Source organism: Candidatus Nitrotoga sp. M5 (genome assembly GCF_927904885.1).
GTDB lineage: Bacteria > Pseudomonadota > Gammaproteobacteria > Burkholderiales > Gallionellaceae > Nitrotoga.
Genome location: NZ_CAKMNW010000017.1, coordinates 39,636 through 55,518 on the forward strand (window position 1 = coordinate 39,636; position 15,883 = coordinate 55,518).

General features: G+C 44.6%; 16 protein-coding genes. 6 read left to right on the forward strand and 10 right to left on the reverse strand.

Annotated features, from left to right (window positions below):
• Both MJ770_RS05360 and MJ770_RS05365 read left to right on the forward strand, forming a co-directional pair.
• The gene (locus tag MJ770_RS05360; protein ID WP_239250578.1) at positions 1–1,200 is read left to right on the forward strand and encodes a hypothetical protein; all 1,200 of its coding nucleotides are present in this window, start codon (positions 1–3) and stop codon (positions 1,198–1,200) included.
• Between the two features lie 250 nt (positions 1,201–1,450).
• Positions 1,451–2,092 (forward strand): Clp protease N-terminal domain-containing protein, encoded by a 642-nt coding sequence (locus MJ770_RS05365; RefSeq protein ID WP_239250579.1) that lies wholly within the window; start codon positions 1,451–1,453, stop codon positions 2,090–2,092.
• Positions 2,093–2,896: 804 nt separating this feature from the next.
• Here the strand turns inward: MJ770_RS05365 and MJ770_RS05370 are convergent.
• From MJ770_RS05370 to trxB, 3 genes are all read right to left on the reverse strand, one after another.
• The gene (locus MJ770_RS05370) at positions 2,897–3,250 is read right to left on the reverse strand and encodes a TusE/DsrC/DsvC family sulfur relay protein (protein ID WP_239250580.1); all 354 of its coding nucleotides are present in this window, start codon (positions 3,248–3,250) and stop codon (positions 2,897–2,899) included.
• Positions 3,251–3,448: 198 nt separating this feature from the next.
• A complete protein-coding gene (locus MJ770_RS05375; RefSeq protein WP_239250581.1) occupies positions 3,449–4,006 on the reverse strand; it encodes a Smr/MutS family protein in 558 nt (185 codons plus the stop codon).
• Between the two features lie 7 nt (positions 4,007–4,013).
• A complete protein-coding gene (gene trxB / locus MJ770_RS05380) occupies positions 4,014–4,973 on the reverse strand; it encodes a thioredoxin-disulfide reductase (RefSeq protein WP_239250582.1) in 960 nt (319 codons plus the stop codon).
• Positions 4,974–5,832: 859 nt separating this feature from the next.
• Here trxB and MJ770_RS05385 point away from each other — a divergent pair.
• The 3 genes from MJ770_RS05385 to MJ770_RS05395 are packed head-to-tail and all read left to right on the forward strand — an operon-like array spanning position 5,833 to position 9,097.
• A complete protein-coding gene (locus tag MJ770_RS05385; protein WP_239250583.1) occupies positions 5,833–7,140 on the forward strand; it encodes a HAMP domain-containing sensor histidine kinase in 1,308 nt (435 codons plus the stop codon).
• Positions 7,137–7,718, forward strand: a complete 582-nt coding sequence (locus tag MJ770_RS05390; RefSeq protein ID WP_239250584.1) for a dihydrolipoamide acyltransferase — start codon at positions 7,137–7,139, stop codon at positions 7,716–7,718. Before MJ770_RS05385 ends, MJ770_RS05390 begins: the two co-directional genes overlap by 4 nt.
• Positions 7,719–7,723: 5 nt before the next feature.
• Positions 7,724–9,097 (forward strand): sigma 54-interacting transcriptional regulator, encoded by a 1,374-nt coding sequence (locus MJ770_RS05395; protein WP_305855779.1) that lies wholly within the window; start codon positions 7,724–7,726, stop codon positions 9,095–9,097.
• A 257-nt stretch (positions 9,098–9,354) separates the two neighbouring features.
• Here MJ770_RS05395 and MJ770_RS05400 read toward each other — a convergent pair whose 3' ends face one another.
• The 6 genes from MJ770_RS05400 to MJ770_RS05425 form a co-directional block, all read right to left on the reverse strand.
• Complete coding sequence (locus MJ770_RS05400) at positions 9,355–9,852, reverse strand: methylated-DNA--[protein]-cysteine S-methyltransferase (RefSeq protein ID WP_239250585.1); 498 nt, start codon at positions 9,850–9,852, stop codon at positions 9,355–9,357.
• Positions 9,853–10,663: 811 nt separating this feature from the next.
• Positions 10,664–11,044, reverse strand: coding sequence for a 50S ribosomal protein L19 (gene rplS, locus MJ770_RS05405; RefSeq protein ID WP_239250586.1), 381 nt, complete (start codon positions 11,042–11,044; stop codon positions 10,664–10,666).
• A complete protein-coding gene (gene trmD / locus MJ770_RS05410) occupies positions 11,041–11,817 on the reverse strand; it encodes a tRNA (guanosine(37)-N1)-methyltransferase TrmD (protein WP_239250587.1) in 777 nt (258 codons plus the stop codon). Before trmD ends, rplS begins: the two co-directional genes overlap by 4 nt.
• Before the next feature lie 9 nt (positions 11,818–11,826).
• On the reverse strand, positions 11,827–12,348 hold the full coding sequence (gene rimM, locus MJ770_RS05415) for a ribosome maturation factor RimM (protein WP_239250588.1): 522 nt from the start codon (positions 12,346–12,348) through the stop codon (positions 11,827–11,829).
• Between the two features lie 13 nt (positions 12,349–12,361).
• Complete coding sequence (rpsP, locus tag MJ770_RS05420) at positions 12,362–12,616, reverse strand: 30S ribosomal protein S16 (RefSeq protein WP_239250589.1); 255 nt, start codon at positions 12,614–12,616, stop codon at positions 12,362–12,364.
• 75 nt (positions 12,617–12,691) lie between these two features.
• Positions 12,692–13,504 carry a cytochrome C assembly family protein gene (locus MJ770_RS05425; protein WP_239250590.1) on the reverse strand — a complete coding sequence of 271 codons (813 nt, stop codon included), beginning with the start codon at positions 13,502–13,504 and terminating at the stop codon, positions 12,692–12,694.
• 72 nt (positions 13,505–13,576) lie between these two features.
• Here MJ770_RS05425 and ffh point away from each other — a divergent pair, with 72 nt between their 5' ends.
• Entirely contained in the window at positions 13,577–14,926 is a 1,350-nt protein-coding gene (gene ffh, locus MJ770_RS05430; protein ID WP_239250591.1) for a signal recognition particle protein, read from the forward strand.
• Between the two features lie 201 nt (positions 14,927–15,127).
• Here the strand turns inward: ffh and MJ770_RS05435 are convergent, their stop codons facing one another.
• Entirely contained in the window at positions 15,128–15,508 is a 381-nt protein-coding gene (locus MJ770_RS05435) for a YajD family HNH nuclease (RefSeq protein ID WP_256448799.1), read from the reverse strand.
• Positions 15,509–15,883: the final 375 nt, after the last annotated feature.

Here is a 15,883-nt window from a genome sequence, read left to right on the forward strand (position 1 = left end):
ATGGCAACTTACTTGCGCATCTGGTTTCTTGCTTTACTAATCTTGCTCATCGGGGCTATGACACTTAATTACTGGGTCGACCCCTATGGACTTTATCGACCATATAACGACGGTGAATGGAAGCCTCATAGTGCGACTCAAGGCGGATTGGTGAAACCTTACCTAGTATTGAAACATTCACCGCGCACACTTATTTTGGGTAACTCTCGGGCAGAGGTAGGCTTCGACCCCGAAGATGAGGCTTGGCCAGAATCAGCTCAACCAGTATACAACTTGGCGCTGCCGGGCACGGGTACCCGTGTTGCCCGTCGTCTCTTAGAGCATGTCTTAACAACCCACTCCCCCGAGACAATCGTGCTGGGGGTAGATTTCATGGATTTCCTGGTGCCGCCCGATGCAAGCAATTGGGAGCCAGAAATTATTCATCGGCTTTTGCTTAAGCCAGATGGACAGATCAATAATAAACGCTGGTTTCAGATGATGCTTGATGGCGCAGTCACTCTGGCTTCTCTGGACGCTGTAGTGCATAGCATCAACACCATGCGTGTACAAGGCAAGCCAGGGATAGCACATTTAACTGCAGCTGGTTTTAATCCTATGCATGATTACTCGTGGATTGCGCGCAAGGAGGGATATTTCAACTTGTTCCGACAACGTGATATCGAGAATATGCGTGCCTATCAGAAGCGGCCAAAAAACTTATTTTCTCGGGACACTCATACCTCCCCTGCTTTCGAGGACGTGACCGCCATTCTGGAAGTTGCGCGAGACCATGAGGTCCAAGTTAAAGTGGTTATCTATCCCTATCATGCTCATTTACTAGAAATTTTCCGCATCACTAATAGCTGGGATTTGTTCGAAGACTGGAAGCGAAAGCTGGTGCACCTAGTCGCTGCTTATAACAATGATAAGGTAACCCTGTGGGATTTCAGCGGCTACCACCATTTTGCACGTGAGACTGTCCCACCTGCAGGCGATAAACAGACTATAGTCCATAATTATTGGGAAGCAGGGCACTTTAAGAAAGAATTAGGACACCAAATATTGGCCCGCTTGTCAGGAGAAGGTGAACCAGCTTTTGGCGTGGAACTGACACCAGAAAATATTAATTTTCATTTGTTAGCGATCCGTAAAAATGGCATGAAATATAGATTTAATCGACCTGCAGAGATGACTCAGCTCGAAGAGATAATTCAATAACCTAAGCCTTGTATTCAGAATGAATTAAAAGAGTGGTCGCGTCTCGTGCTCATAACATTATCACTACTTGAAATCACGATCTAAACCGAAATCACTATCTAAACCTTATTCGTTAGACATTTTATTTGCCCACCACATACTTTTTTAATATACTTAAAAATAGTCATTGATCTTAAATTAACGTAGAACTGATTCGGTGTAAGCCGAACAACTAATGACAATCGCAACAACTCAACTGGAGGAAACATAAATGTGGAAACTCTATCGGGCAGATTTGCTCGGCAAAGAACTTGAAACCAATCTGCAGCAAATCATCATCGATGCGCGCGCAAAGCGGCATAAAAGTCTCTCAGTGGAGCAATTGCTGCTTGCCATGTTGGATAATGCTTCGGCAGTAGAGGCATTGCAATCCCGCGGTGTAAACATTGAAGAGCTGCGCGGATTACTTATTGATTTTGTTAATAAAAACACACAAATCGTCCCTGGAAGTGACGAAATTAATACATTGCCTACACTTGCCTTTCACCGCGTAGTACAAAGCGCAATCTTGCATGTAAAATCAACTAATCAGAAAGAAGTACTCGGCAGAAACGTTCTGGCTTTCCTACTTAATGAGTATGATTCTTATGCTGTATCCCTCCTTAACGAACGCACCATATACACACTGGACGATGACACAGCAAAGAAAGATGGTAGCGCTGTTTCTAACGTTTATAACAATGCAGGCGTCGTTGATCCTAACGACGCACATCGTGCTGCCAAGAATAAATCGCTACTAGATGCTGGACTGTTGCCGAAGGTAAGTATCGATGAAACTGGCGAAAATTTGGGTTACTACAGTGCCGATTTAGGAGCTGACACGCTTGCCGCGCTGGCCAATGCAGCACGCTAATCATTGATTATCTTAGCTAATTAAAGAAGATATTTGCGTTGGAATCAATCTGACGCAAATACTTCGACTTACAAGTTAAGTTGAACCGCAATATTCTCAAAGACCATTCATTATTCCCAGATTTCAACGCCAAAGTTTTAGCATCAAGTTAAAACCATCTTCCCAGCCAACTCAGCGCTACATATTGTTTTTAATCAATTCGAATATCAAAGCACACCTGTCAAATCTCACATCGTGAACAAACTACACATGGGCGTCTCTGCAAATCATGTTTTTGAGCAAGACAAGGTACGATTAAAAAATAGAGTGCAACGTTATAGTTGATACATGTGAGTGATTATTTTTTAGAATAACGCTGTAATATGGCAAAACAGGTTAAGGAGGCAAGCCGCGAAATGGCTGTTGGAAAATTGCGATTTTAGGGGTACCTGAAATCATTCTGAGTTAGCGTAGCATTAAAAGTAGTCAGCTGCACGGAAGTTATTACACATACTGTAAACTTGATGCGTTGACTGAGCGCCTATCCAGAACATGCCTTTCTTCGAGCACTGAAGCAGCCAGAACATAGACAATACAATAGCAGATTGGACTGAGTAAGATTATGGATGAGACTACGCTTGAACCTTAAGCTCACTGGTCAAGCGCAGCTCCCACATAAATTACAACTGTTACAAAGTAAACAGCTGGCAGCTGAATCAAGTATTCAGGTAATTTTTTAAAATGATTGAGTTTTGAATTGACTATTCAAACTCTTAGAATCTCTAACATGCATTGCCAGCCATTTTTTTCAATGCAATATACAGCTTAAATAACTGTATGTGCATTTGGATCTACAAAAAGCTTGGGCAATCCAGCAATCTTACATCCTTGTTCCGCCGGACCTGAAGGAAACAAATCATATAAATACGGACTCTTGCCTTTTTCTTCGTTGAATTCTTCGCTGACTGCTTGAGTTAGTTCACGAATATTTGGAGTGCTTTGATGTTGTTTATAGTACGCGCGCAAGAATAGGATAATTTCCCAATGATTATTGGTCATTTCCAATTCTTCGGCCTGTGCAATGAATTTAGCGATGTCCACGTTCCATTCGTCATAATTGACGAGATAACCGTCTTTGTCGGTTTCATAGGTTTTTCCATTAACATCGATGGTGGGCATAATTTTTTCCTGTTTGACAATTTAAAATATAACAATTTAAAACAAGCATTGGCAATTTTGCTGATGGCAGCAAAGCCGTCGAAGTCTATGTAAAGTGGCACCCTCAGTCAAGACAATAAACAACAGATACCGATCCGAAAGGTCTCAATTTAAGTCATCCAGCCCTCATCCTTAATGTCACCCGTACCATGACACGATTTACTCAGACATGCCGCTGCTGTGCCCACTTGCCTTTAGCAATACCCAAACCGCGCCACTACCACCAGCATTTCTAGGCGCTTCGCAAAATGCCAGCACTTCTGAATATTGGGACAGCCAATGACGCACACGACTTTTCAACACTCCTTCTTTACCATCTGCTTGCCATCCTTTGCCGTGTATCACACACACATAGCGTAGATTATGCTGTATCGCATCACTCAAGAATTCAAGCAACAATTTACGTGCCGCATCACTGTGGAAACCATGTAAATCCAGGGTGTCCTGCATCGGCCATCGACCACGTCGCAAGTTACGCAGAGTCATGCGCGACATGCCCGAACGAACAAACTCGGTTGGAACATCTCCCCCTGTATCATTATCGGAGAGCATATCCTTAATTAAATTGGTGGTAGTTGCAGTACTACGTGACGGTACCCGACGTGGCGGTTGAGTCAAAGAGATACGATTGGATGGCGTCAATGGAATAACACCATCCAGTGCCTGCTGAAATAACTCCGAATTAATAAGTGCAGGCTGATCCGTCTCTTTCTTCATTGCTCATTTAATGGCTCTGTTCACTTAAATATTTATCCGCATCCAAGGCTGCCATGCATCCAGTAGCGGCGCTAGTTACAGCTTGGCGATAAATATAGTCCTGAACATCACCTGCTGCAAATATGCCGGGAATACTAGTGGCTGTAGCATTTCCATTCAATCCACTGCGCGTTATTATGTAGCCATTTTCCATATCTAACTGGCCGGTGAAAATGTCTGTATTAGGTTTATGGCCGATTGCAATAAATACACCGGCCAGCAAAATGTCTTGCATGTGACCGGTTTGCGTATGTTTAAGACGCATACCAGTTACACCACTGCCATCACCTAACACTTCGTCTAATACTTGATGCAATTGCAGCGTAATCTTGCCTTGCTCAACCTGCTTCATCAAGTGATCTATTGTGATGCGCTCAGCACGGAAACTATCACGTCTGTGTACCAGCGTGACATGACGCGCAATGTTGGAAAGATACAGCGCTTCTTCTACTGCAGTGTTGCCGCCCCCTATTACTGCCACATTCTGCCCGCGATAAAAGAATCCGTCACAGGTGGCGCAAGCAGACACACCCTTACCCATGAACTTTGTTTCAGAAGGCAAACCCAGATACTGTGCTGAAGCGCCAGTTGCGATAATAAGTGCATCACAAGTATAACTACCAGCATCGCCAATCAAAGTGAATGGTTTTTGTTGCAGCTTGGCGGTATGAATGTGGTCAAAAATAATTTGTGTTTCAAAGCGTTCAGCATGTTGCTGAAAGCGTGTCATCAGATCGGGACCTTGCACACCTATCGCATCGGCGGGCCAGTTGTCCACATCGGTGGTAGTCATAAGCTGTCCACCCTGCGCCATGCCGGTTATCAACACAGGATTTAGGTTGGCACGCGCCGCATAGACAGCGGCAGTATATCCAGCGGGTCCGGAGCCAAGAATGAGTAGGCGGTGATGCTGTGTTGGTTTTTCCATAAAAATAAAATATCCATTCAATGCAATCGGGAAGCGAAATTTAACAGTGGTGCACCTGATTGTCGAGGGCAAAATGCAAACATATAATAACCAAACAAACTATCTGAACTAGTAGCACACGACTTGTCCAACTTGATTCAGTCCTTCAGTGTGTTGGAATCTATTTTTTCACTTGAGAGCAAAAAGTACTATATTTCTATATATTACCCACATGACCGATGACGATAACTGAGATATAACTGTCAGCCTGGAAGGATTTAGTCAATGGTGAACTGGCCGCTTATGTCGTCAGGAGACGGATGACAAATAATCTGATCATGCACGCGATGTTCCGGGGCATTCCTGTCAAACGACTGGCAAGGGGATAATCCGCCTCCCAGATAGCGGCAGCCCAATATTACTGAAGTAGCATAAGTTAATTTACCCGTTGGAGTCCACTATCTTCAGTCAGCCTCATTGCTACAAACAGGGTAGAATAACTGACTATTATGACAACTTGGTTTTTTTAATCCACATAAACCGATTGCGCACATAATAATGGCAAAAAATGGGCTACCATAAATTGGATGTACTAACTCATTGCTCTAGTCGACTTCGACCATATGATCATATCGTCTATAGTTTTTTACTGATACCGAATAAATAATGGGGGCGATTCATAACCACTGAGACTGCGGGAACGGAAGGTGGATTTGCTGCCACCGCCTTAAGACGATTTTGGCACAATCCAAAATCCTTCCGAAAACTGATTCTGCTCGGATTTGCACTTGTTAGCCTGCCGCTCATTTTTGCGCTTATTAATAGTGCCGTATCCATCGACCGTTTAGCAGACCATAGTCGCAAGGCTGTTTATCAGTCAGTGCAAATCACGCTTGCCAGCCATACTTTAACAAAAGCAATTAATGTAATGGAACGAAGTGTGCGACAGACGCTTATTCTTGGAGATAAATCCTTGCTTGAGGGATATTTCCAAGCACACACTAAATTCGAAAAAACAACCACAAACCTATTTCAACTCTCATTACGTACTGAGCAGAAGCAGATGTTAGAGCAACTGCAATTGCTGGAAATCGAAATTTTCCAAAAAGTATCAGCTGCAAGTCAAGCGCCAGAGAAATTACGCGAGCTGGATCAAAGCTTCCAAAGCTTCGCATTGCTACTGGATTTTTCGCGCAGCTTTTCAGATTTCGGTTATGCATTAATAGAATTAGAGATGGATGGAATGCGGAAGATGGCGGAGGATGCACACACAGTTATGCTTTGGGAGTTGTTTGCTTTAATACCGTTCGCAGTTTTGCTGGTGCTTGGCTTCTCATGGCTGATTACACGACCAATACGTCAAATTGACGGAGCTATCCGCAACATGGGACAGGGTGAGTTATCAAAAACCATACTTGTCGATGGCCCACAGGATTTAATGTACCTTGGCGAACGTCTTGATTGGATGCGTCGGCGCTTGTTGAAATTGGAAGAGCAAAAAACCAGATTTCTTCAACACGTTTCTCATGAACTCAAAACACCCCTCACATCTATGCGTGAAGGAGCGAACTTGCTTGCGGAAGGTGTGGTTGGGGAACTGACAGTAAAACAACAGCAGATCGCTAATATCATCCACAGTAACAGTATACAATTGCAAAAGCGTATCGAAGATTTATTAAATTACAGTGCATTGCAGACCGAAAAATCTGCATTTATGAAGCATCAAGCGAACTTGACTGATATTTTAAGCGTCGTATTACAAGATCACAATCTCGCCATTATGAATAAAAACCTGAAAATCGATTTAGCTTGCACGAAATTGGTGATCGACTGTGACGAACAAAAAATCAGAATCATAATTGACAACCTTTTATCAAATGCCATTAAATTTTCACCACTTGGCAGCCGCATAAAAATATCGGCAACTCAACTTACCGATTCGGTACAACTAGACATAATAGATGCCGGTTCAGGTATAGATGATGTAGATCAGGACAAAGTATTTGAGCCATTTTATCAGGGCCGAATAATGCCAGACAGCCATGTTCAAGGGACGGGGTTAGGACTATCAATTGCGCGTGAATACGCTCTTTCTCATGGAGGTAATATTGATCTAGTGCAGACAACCAAGGAAGGCGCCCACTTCCGCCTTACCTTACCAATCCATGATCCTGAAAGTTACTCATGAACCTTAACCTCAAAAAATCATGGTATTTTCTAACAGTGATGTTGGTCACCCTGAATGCATGTTCAACCATACCATTACCACCTCCTCAACCTCTTGTTATTAAACCCAGCCAACTGGAAGTGTTAATGCGATATTATGATCACATCCGAAAAATGCCTGTAACAGAACTGATTAAAGAGCACAACAAAGTAAAACAAAATTTAGAATTGACCCAAAGCGATGCTGCTAGAGCAGAACTAGCACTACTTCTTGTACTGCCCGATACATCCTTCCGTGATACCAGCGCGGCACTTGATCTGCTCGATAAATTTCCGAAGGACGCAAAATTGTCGGTTAGCATGCTTAGCTTTAAACATCTACTGTCAGCACTGCTTGCTGAACAACAGCTTATTAACGAAAACGTGAAGGAGCTATCACAAAAGTTAAAGAATATGGATGAGCAAACGCAAAAACTGAAAAATGTTAAGGAGCTATCGCAAAAGCTTAAAGAAGAGCAAAAGCATTCTGAAGTTTTAGAAAAAAAAATTGATGACATCAAAAGTATGGAAAAAAGTCTCATACTGAGGGATAAGCCTTGAGCGCAATGATAAAAATGACTGAATCCAATCAAAAAATTCTCATAGTCGATGATGATACAGACCTGCTAGAGCTGCTTTCCATTCGTTTGACGGCCGCAGGATATAAAACAGAATTAGCACAAAGTGCCGAGATAGCTCTTAATTATTTAGACGTGTCACGTCCGCAACTGGTTATTAGCGATATGCAAATGAGCGGCATGGATGGAATGAAGTTGTTCGAGAATATTCACCGTACAATGCCTACTTTACCCGTAATCATTCTGACAGCACATGGCACTATACCTGATGCAGTTAACGCGACGCAGCGAGGTGTATTTGGCTACCTGACCAAGCCTTTCGATAGCAAAATTCTGCTGGATCAGGTTGATCAGGCTCTCAGACTGACACCAGGCACCACGCTCCAAAAAGTAGAATCTCAAGCGACTTGGCGCAAAGAAATTATCACCCAAAGCGCTGTAATGGAAGATATCCTCACCAAGGCAGAACTCGTTGCAAAGGGCGATGCCAGCGTGCTAATTTACGGAGAAAGTGGCGCCGGCAAGGAATTGTTTGCCCATGCCATTCACGATGCATCCAAACGCCATCATCGGCCGTTTGTAGCTGTCAATTGTGCAGCAATTCCCGAACAGTTATTGGAATCAGAATTATTTGGACACGTCAAAGGGGCATTTACCGGCGCTGTTCGAGATAACAAGGGCTTGTTTCAATTAGCTGAGGGGGGCACGCTGCTTCTTGACGAGATTGGTGATATGCCGCTTCCGCTACAGGTCAAATTATTACGCGTTCTCCAAGAAAAACAAGTACGCCCTGTAGGATCAGCGCAAACTATTCCGGTGGATGTACGCATCATTTCAGCTACCCACCGTGACCTTCTGGCTGAAATCGGTGCAGGCAGTTTTCGCGAAGATCTCTATTACCGACTAAAAGTCGTAGCGCTAACAATCCCAGCCTTGTCACAACGGCGTGAAGATATCCCTTTGCTGGCAAACCATTTTCTCAGCTTGCTTTGCGCAAAATATGATAAAGACATTAATGGATTTTCTCCAGATGCAATGGAAATATTAGTACGTGACTCTTGGCCTGGTAACGTGAGGCAACTGATGAATATTGTTGAACAATGCGTTGTTTTAAGCACCGCACCACTCATTTCTCCCGTACTGATACACGATGCCATGCAAAAAGAAGAGAAAGAAGGGTTAGTTTCGTTCGAAGATGCGCGTAAGCATTTCGAACGAGATTATCTGGTACGTGTGCTAAAAATTACGGCCGGCAATGTGACCAAAGCTGCAGGTTTAGCCAAACGCAATCGAACCGAGTTTTATAAACTACTTCAAAGACACCAGCTCGACCCCTCCATTTTCAAACAATCACAACATTAATTACTTTGCCGCTTGATATGACCTCAGAAAATAGAGAGATTGGGGCGCGAGTTGATTTACAGGGTATCGTTGAGTGAATACGTTTCTGTTCCGATGCCGATCTAATATAGCTACAAATCACCTTCTACCGCAGCAGATTTGAATCTGCCTCATGCTCATCCAGTCATGAAAATGGGTCACAAGCACACCAGATTTAATTGTTAAAACGCGTTTATAGACAGGCGAAACTTGACAAACAGGTAGCTGCGACTTAGCTATTAAATAACAAGCGTGACCCATAAATCTCTTCGGTTTGATAGTTTTTCGTGTGCCAGCAACCAGCGTTTTATATCCAGCGCAGCCCCCTTACGCTGGTGTATGAAGCCGCCGATACCCGATTTGCTAACTACGCGATGGCAGGGAATGACAATGGGTATGGGATTTGCACCGCACGCTTGACCAACCGCACGCGGACAGGAAGCGAGCAACTTGGCGAGCTCCCCGTAATTGCGTGTTTGCCCAGATGGAATTGCAGACATTGCTTGCCACACTTTTGTTTGGTGGGCAGTGCCATTTAGCTTGAGTGAAAGATTAAAATTGAAATTCGAATCAATGAAATAGGCCTGCAATTGTATGCACGCCTCTCGAGCGAACGCTTGGCTCGGTAATTGTGGCGAGGCATCCTGTTCAAGAAAGTCGATACCGATAAGCGCTTCTATATCACAACGGATACCAAGCATACCAAACGGCGTAGGTATCTTTGCCTGATAATTCATTTGATTTGCATATACGAACATTGGGCTGATTTAATGAGGTCAACCTCAACTTCGCTGGTTAGCTCACAGCTGGTTGACCTGCATGTCAGTTGTATTAAAACTTATTTGCCGATCCAAAAGCAAGAGCTTCAGGATAGAAAAGTGTCAGAGTCTAAACTAAACAAGATGAAAATGTGAATATCAAGTAGTTTATACCCCCAAGCGACGGGAACACGTAATATTTTTACATTGCGCAAGCATGGTATTCAGGAAAAATACTTCAGGAAGCGAGGCTACAAAGTAAGTGTTATGTTGTTGAATGGTATTTAATGTTTACACATGTTCATGTGGGCACCTCAAAAAATCCAATTTTACGACTTGCCATTTACGGCTTGCCTGCTTACCCCTCGGTTCAACACAACACTGGGATTATTCGAATAATTACCACTTATATATAAAGATTTAGTAATTAAAATTTATTTACTCACGTGTTGCCTGCCTAGAAACTAGAGCTTTGAGAGAGGTTCATTAGGTATTACTTCAAAAGCTAGAAAACAAACGTTACAACCAATACGATTTTGGCTTATACCGAATACCACTAAGAAATCAAGGGACTTCAACGCATCTAAAGATATAACATAATCTAGAACTGGCGTGGATTTTACAATGGCCCAACCTTGCTAATAAGCATAACTTAGTGCCATTCGGCTTAGCCTCTTTTAAGCGGATTATTGTTCACCAGAGCCTTGGACATACCTCCATCAATTAACCTCCGGCTTCACCGGAGGCAATCGACTTACCAATTCAAATTCTTAAATAGAAATGGGATTGACTAACTGCTGACTTTAGCCGCTTTACGGGCAGGAAGTTTTTCCTTGATGCGTGCGGATTTTCCGGAACGATCACGCAAATAATAGAGCTTGGCACGACGTACGTCGCCACGACGCTTTACTTCGATACTAGCGATGGCTGTTGAATAGGTTTGAAAGGTACGTTCTACGCCCTCACTAGCGGAAATTTTCCGCACGATGAAAGATGAATTCAGGCCACGATTGCGCTTTGCAATCACTACACCTTCATAAGCCTGCAACCGCTTTCGTTCACCTTCAACCACCTTGACACTAACGATAACAGTATCTCCAGGGGCGAAACTTGGAATTACTTTTCCCAGGCGGGCAATTTCTTCTTGTTCAAGTATTGCGATAAGATTCATTGTACTTCCTCTTGTTGTACGGACGCTTGTTCCTGCTGGTACTCTGCCAGTAGCCGAGCTTCCTGTTTTGTTAACTGACGTTGTGCCAGCAAATCTGGGCGGCGTTGCCAGGTCCGTCCTAGCGCCTGTTTCAACCGCCACTTCTCTATCTCAGCGTGGTGCCCGGAGAGTAAAACGTCCGGTACTCCCTCGCCTTCAAAAATTTCTGGCCGAGTATAATGCGGGTAATCCAGCAAGCCCTTTACAAACGAATCCTGCTGAGCTGATTCGGCATCTCCTAGCACACCAGGTAAATGCCGCACCAAACTGTCTATCAGGACCATTGCTGCCAGCTCGCCACCCGATAGCACATAATCCCCGATGGAAAGCTCTTCATCCACTTGCTGTCGTATTAGACGTTCATCTACACCCTCGTAACGGCTTGCCAGCAGAATCAATCCATCATTCCGCAACAAAAGCTCCTTCACCACTTCGTGAGTTAGTTGTCGTCCTTGTGGTGACATGTGTATTACGCAGCTTTTGACCACGCCAGCTTGGGCTTGGCTTTGTTTCGACGTTGCGATTGCCTGAGCTAGTGGCTCTGCCAACATTAACATCCCTGGACCGCCGCCATAAGGTCGATCATCCGCAGAGCGGTGCTTGTCGCTGGTAAAATCACGTGGATTCCACGTGCGAAGCACAAACTTACCTTGCTCCGCCGCACGCCTCGTCACCCCATATTGAGTAATTGCGTCGAACATTTCCGGGAATAACGTAATAGCATCAAAGCGCATCGCTGCAGTTCAATGCCTTGATGCCCAATCGGCTGACCAATCGACATGTATCACTTTATTAGTCAAGTCCACCTGCTTGATCGCGCTGGCTATGAACGGGATTAATAATTCCCCCCGATTTCCTTCGAGCGAGACTTCCCGCACGCACAGTACTTGATTAGCACCGGTATCCATCAGGTTGTCCACCATCCCCAAACATTCTCCTGCGAGATTGATTACCGTAAGTCCAATTAGATCCGACCAATAATATTCATCCTCAGGCTGCTGAGGCAGACTACTGCGCGGTACAGCCACCAGTAGGCCTTTATATTTTTCAGCGGTAGTTCTGTCGTTAATACCAGGGAATTTGGCGACTAAGCCTTTGCTATGCACAGCAAAAGTTTCAAAACTTACCTCCCGCCATGGATGCTTCTCGTCTCCCAGCCACCATACTGGGTAGTTGGCAAGACTATCCACGGATTCGGTGTAAGTTTTAATCTTCACCCAGCCGAGGATACCCTGCGCACCTATCACGCGCCCCATGACTATCATGGAGTCTGCTTGATTATGCTTTTGCTGCTGCACCAGCGCGCTTGATCAGCTTGGCGACGGCGTCGCTCAACTGCGCACCTTTTTCTTGCCAGAAAGCCACGCGATCCAGTTGAATTCGCATGCCTTCAGGGCCGTCAGGGGCAACCGGATTATAAAAACCAACGCGCTCGATGAATCGACCATCACGGCGATTACGAGAATCAGCTACAACCACATTGTAAAATGGGCGATTCCTAGAACCGCCACGTGCAAATCGTATAATAACCATAGTTTCTACTTTATCGTGAGCAAATGCCGAAGGGCGCAGATTCTACGACACTTCACAGAGTTATGGCAAGTAACATTAACGATGCAGCAACACTTCCAGCACGAATTGAGTGCCAAGATAAGCGAGCAGTAAGAAAACAAACCCGCTCATTGTCCACCGTACTGCAGTACGACCGCGCCAACCTTTATACTGATGACCCAGTAACAACACTGCGAACACACACCAGGAAATGAAACCGAACAGCATTTTGTGATTGAATTGCCACGGTTTGCCAAATAACTGATCGGAAAATACAACACCTGACATCAATGTCATAGTGAGTAAAACAAAGCCCGCGCCAATGATGCGAAATAACAAGGTTTCCATGGTGAGCAATGGAGGAAAGCCTTGCAGTACGAGTGGTAGTGTAGCCTGATGCAGGCGTTTTTCCACCAATGACATCAGGCCTGCATGCAGCACCGCGATGGTAAACAGACTGTATGCGGATATCGCTGCGAGAATATGCGCATCAAAGATAAATGAATGATTATTAGTTAAGGGATGGGCCGCAGGAAACAGCGCAGGTAGTACCACACCACCTGCTGCCAACGGCAACACTAACGATTGCAGGCTGGCAATCGGATAAAATAAATGTGCTACCCAATATACCAGCATGGTCAGCCACAATATCATCGATAACGCATTAATTAATCCCAAGTTCAGATTACCACCACTGAATAAATTGCTATACAGCAGGTATGCATGGAGTGCTAGCGGCAGCAATACGGCATGGCCAATCATGCCACGGTTTATAACATCTATTTTTCCCGCAGATTGTGCACGCCAAAAATAAACCGCTAACACGCTGTACGCAAGAAAAGTGATTACATAGAATGTAAGATTCGACATTTTTAGTCAGGATGTTTTAGACTTCACGGATTCTACACTATAGCCAATGCTGCGGAAAACAGGAGCAATATCATGCTAGACAACCTTACACAACGCCTTTCGGGCGTAATAAAAAACCTGCGGGGACAAGCGCGCTTATCTGAAAGCAACATCCAGGATGCCTTGCGTGATGTACGCTTGGCTCTATTGGAAGCTGACGTAGCACTGCCTGTAGTTAAAGAACTAACCTCCCAGGTAAAGCAGGCTGCGCTAGGACAGGAAGTGCTGGGCAGCCTGACGCCTGGACAAGCATTAATTGGTATCGTGCATCGCGAGCTGACCAAACTGATGGGCGAACACAACGATGCGTTGAATCTCACAGCCGTGCCGCCAGCCGTGATCCTAATGGCTGGCTTGCAGGGTGCAGGCAAGACAACTACGAGTGGAAAACTGGCAAAATTGCTGCGCGAGCAGATGAAGAAAAAAGTTTTGCTTGTTAGTTGCGACGTTTACCGTCCTGCTGCTATCGAGCAATTGTGCATCCTTGCGCAGCAACTGGAAGTCGATTTTTTCGACTCTGACATCAGCCAGAAGCCGCGCGATATAGCACTAGCGGCGCTTGATTACGCGCGCAAGCACCACCACGACGTGTTGATTGTGGATACTGCGGGTCGCCTTGCGATCAATGCCGCAATGATGGAAGAAATTCAGCAATTACACGCTGCCCTTAATCCGATTGAAACCTTGTTTGTTGTGGATGCCATGACCGGTCAGGATGCTGTGAATACCGCGAAGGCATTTGGTGAGGCGCTGCCACTAAGCGGCATTATCCTCACCAAGCTGGATGGCGATGCACGGGGTGGTGCGGCCCTGTCAGTACGGCATATCACCGGAAAACCAATCAAGTTTGTTGGCGTGAGTGAAAAACCCAATGGCTTGGAAGCCTTCCACCCAGAGCGTATGGCTTCGCGCGTGCTGGGCATGGGTGATGTATTGTCTCTAATTGAAGATGTTCACCGTGAAGTTGATCAGGCCGAGGCTGACAAACTAGCTAAAAAAATCAAAAGTGGCCAAGGGTTTGATCTCAATGATTTCAAAATGCAAATCGTGCAAATGCGAAAAATGGGCGGCATGTCTGCTTTGATGGATAAATTACCCGCACAACTTGGCCAGGCTGCGGCAGGCGCCAAGATGGACGACCGCGCCGTCGATCGCACTGAAGGCATCATTAATTCAATGACAATGCAAGAACGTTCCAACCCGATACTCATTAAAGCTTCGCGCAAACGCCGCATAGCCACCGGAGCGGGGGTGCAGGTGATGCACGTCAATCAGTTGTTAAGTCAGTTTGAACAAACGCAAAAGATGATGAAAATGTTCAGCAAAGGTGGCATGGGTAAATTGATGCGCGGCATGAAGGGTATGTTACCTGGCAAACGTTAATCTCTTGAATGGCACCTCTAAAATCTAGTCTTCGCCGCCATACCGCTTCACCTAAAAATAATCATTTACATATCAAAATATGCTGCGTTCAATTTTTACTCGCGCCTTGCCTTGCCTAGAAACGGGGTAAGCAGGCTAATCGTCAAATGGAGCAAAACGATTATGAATGACCGCAGCTCTATTCATGGTAAATGCCATATATTATTTTTTTAATATGTTTTTAAGGTCTGCGAAAGGATTAAAAGTGGCAAGCGATTCTGGGTTTTGAGCTGCGGAACGACCTGCTGAATCCTTAACTCGCGAATGCTCATTTTCATGGCAATAGGTACATAAAAGTTCCCAGTTACTACCATCTGTGGGATTATAATCATGGTTATGGTTTTTGTGATGAACTTCCAGTAATTGAAGGTTTTCACGGGAAAAGGTACGAGCGCAACGACCGCAAACCCAAGGATACATCTTAAGCGCTTGCTCTCGATATCCCATAGTACGTTTCTCTGCATTTATACGTGCATCAAGCACAATTTTATCTAATTTGCTATTTTTAATCGTCATAATTATTTCATTTAAATAATGATTCATGCATATCACGGTGAATTTAGTTTATTGCACTATAGTTTCTACTATGTAATTAACCGTTTCGTAAAATATTACTCGAGTGCTGTGCGGGATGCTCTGCTGAAAACGGGATACCGCAACCATGTTTAGCGCAGGGGTGCGCAACCACACATTTTAGGCATGAAAGGAAAAGCGGAATATCGCATTTCCAAAACCCGCACTCGAACTGAGTACATCTTTGCCCACATTGAGAAAATATGGCAGCCAGCAACGACCTCAAGTCGCCTAGTTTATTTCAAATGGTCTTAAATTGCGACTCTCTGACATTCTTAACAGGAAAACTTAAAAAGTGGAACCTATGGTCACAACGAGATGGAATAAGCAAAAATATGCAATCCA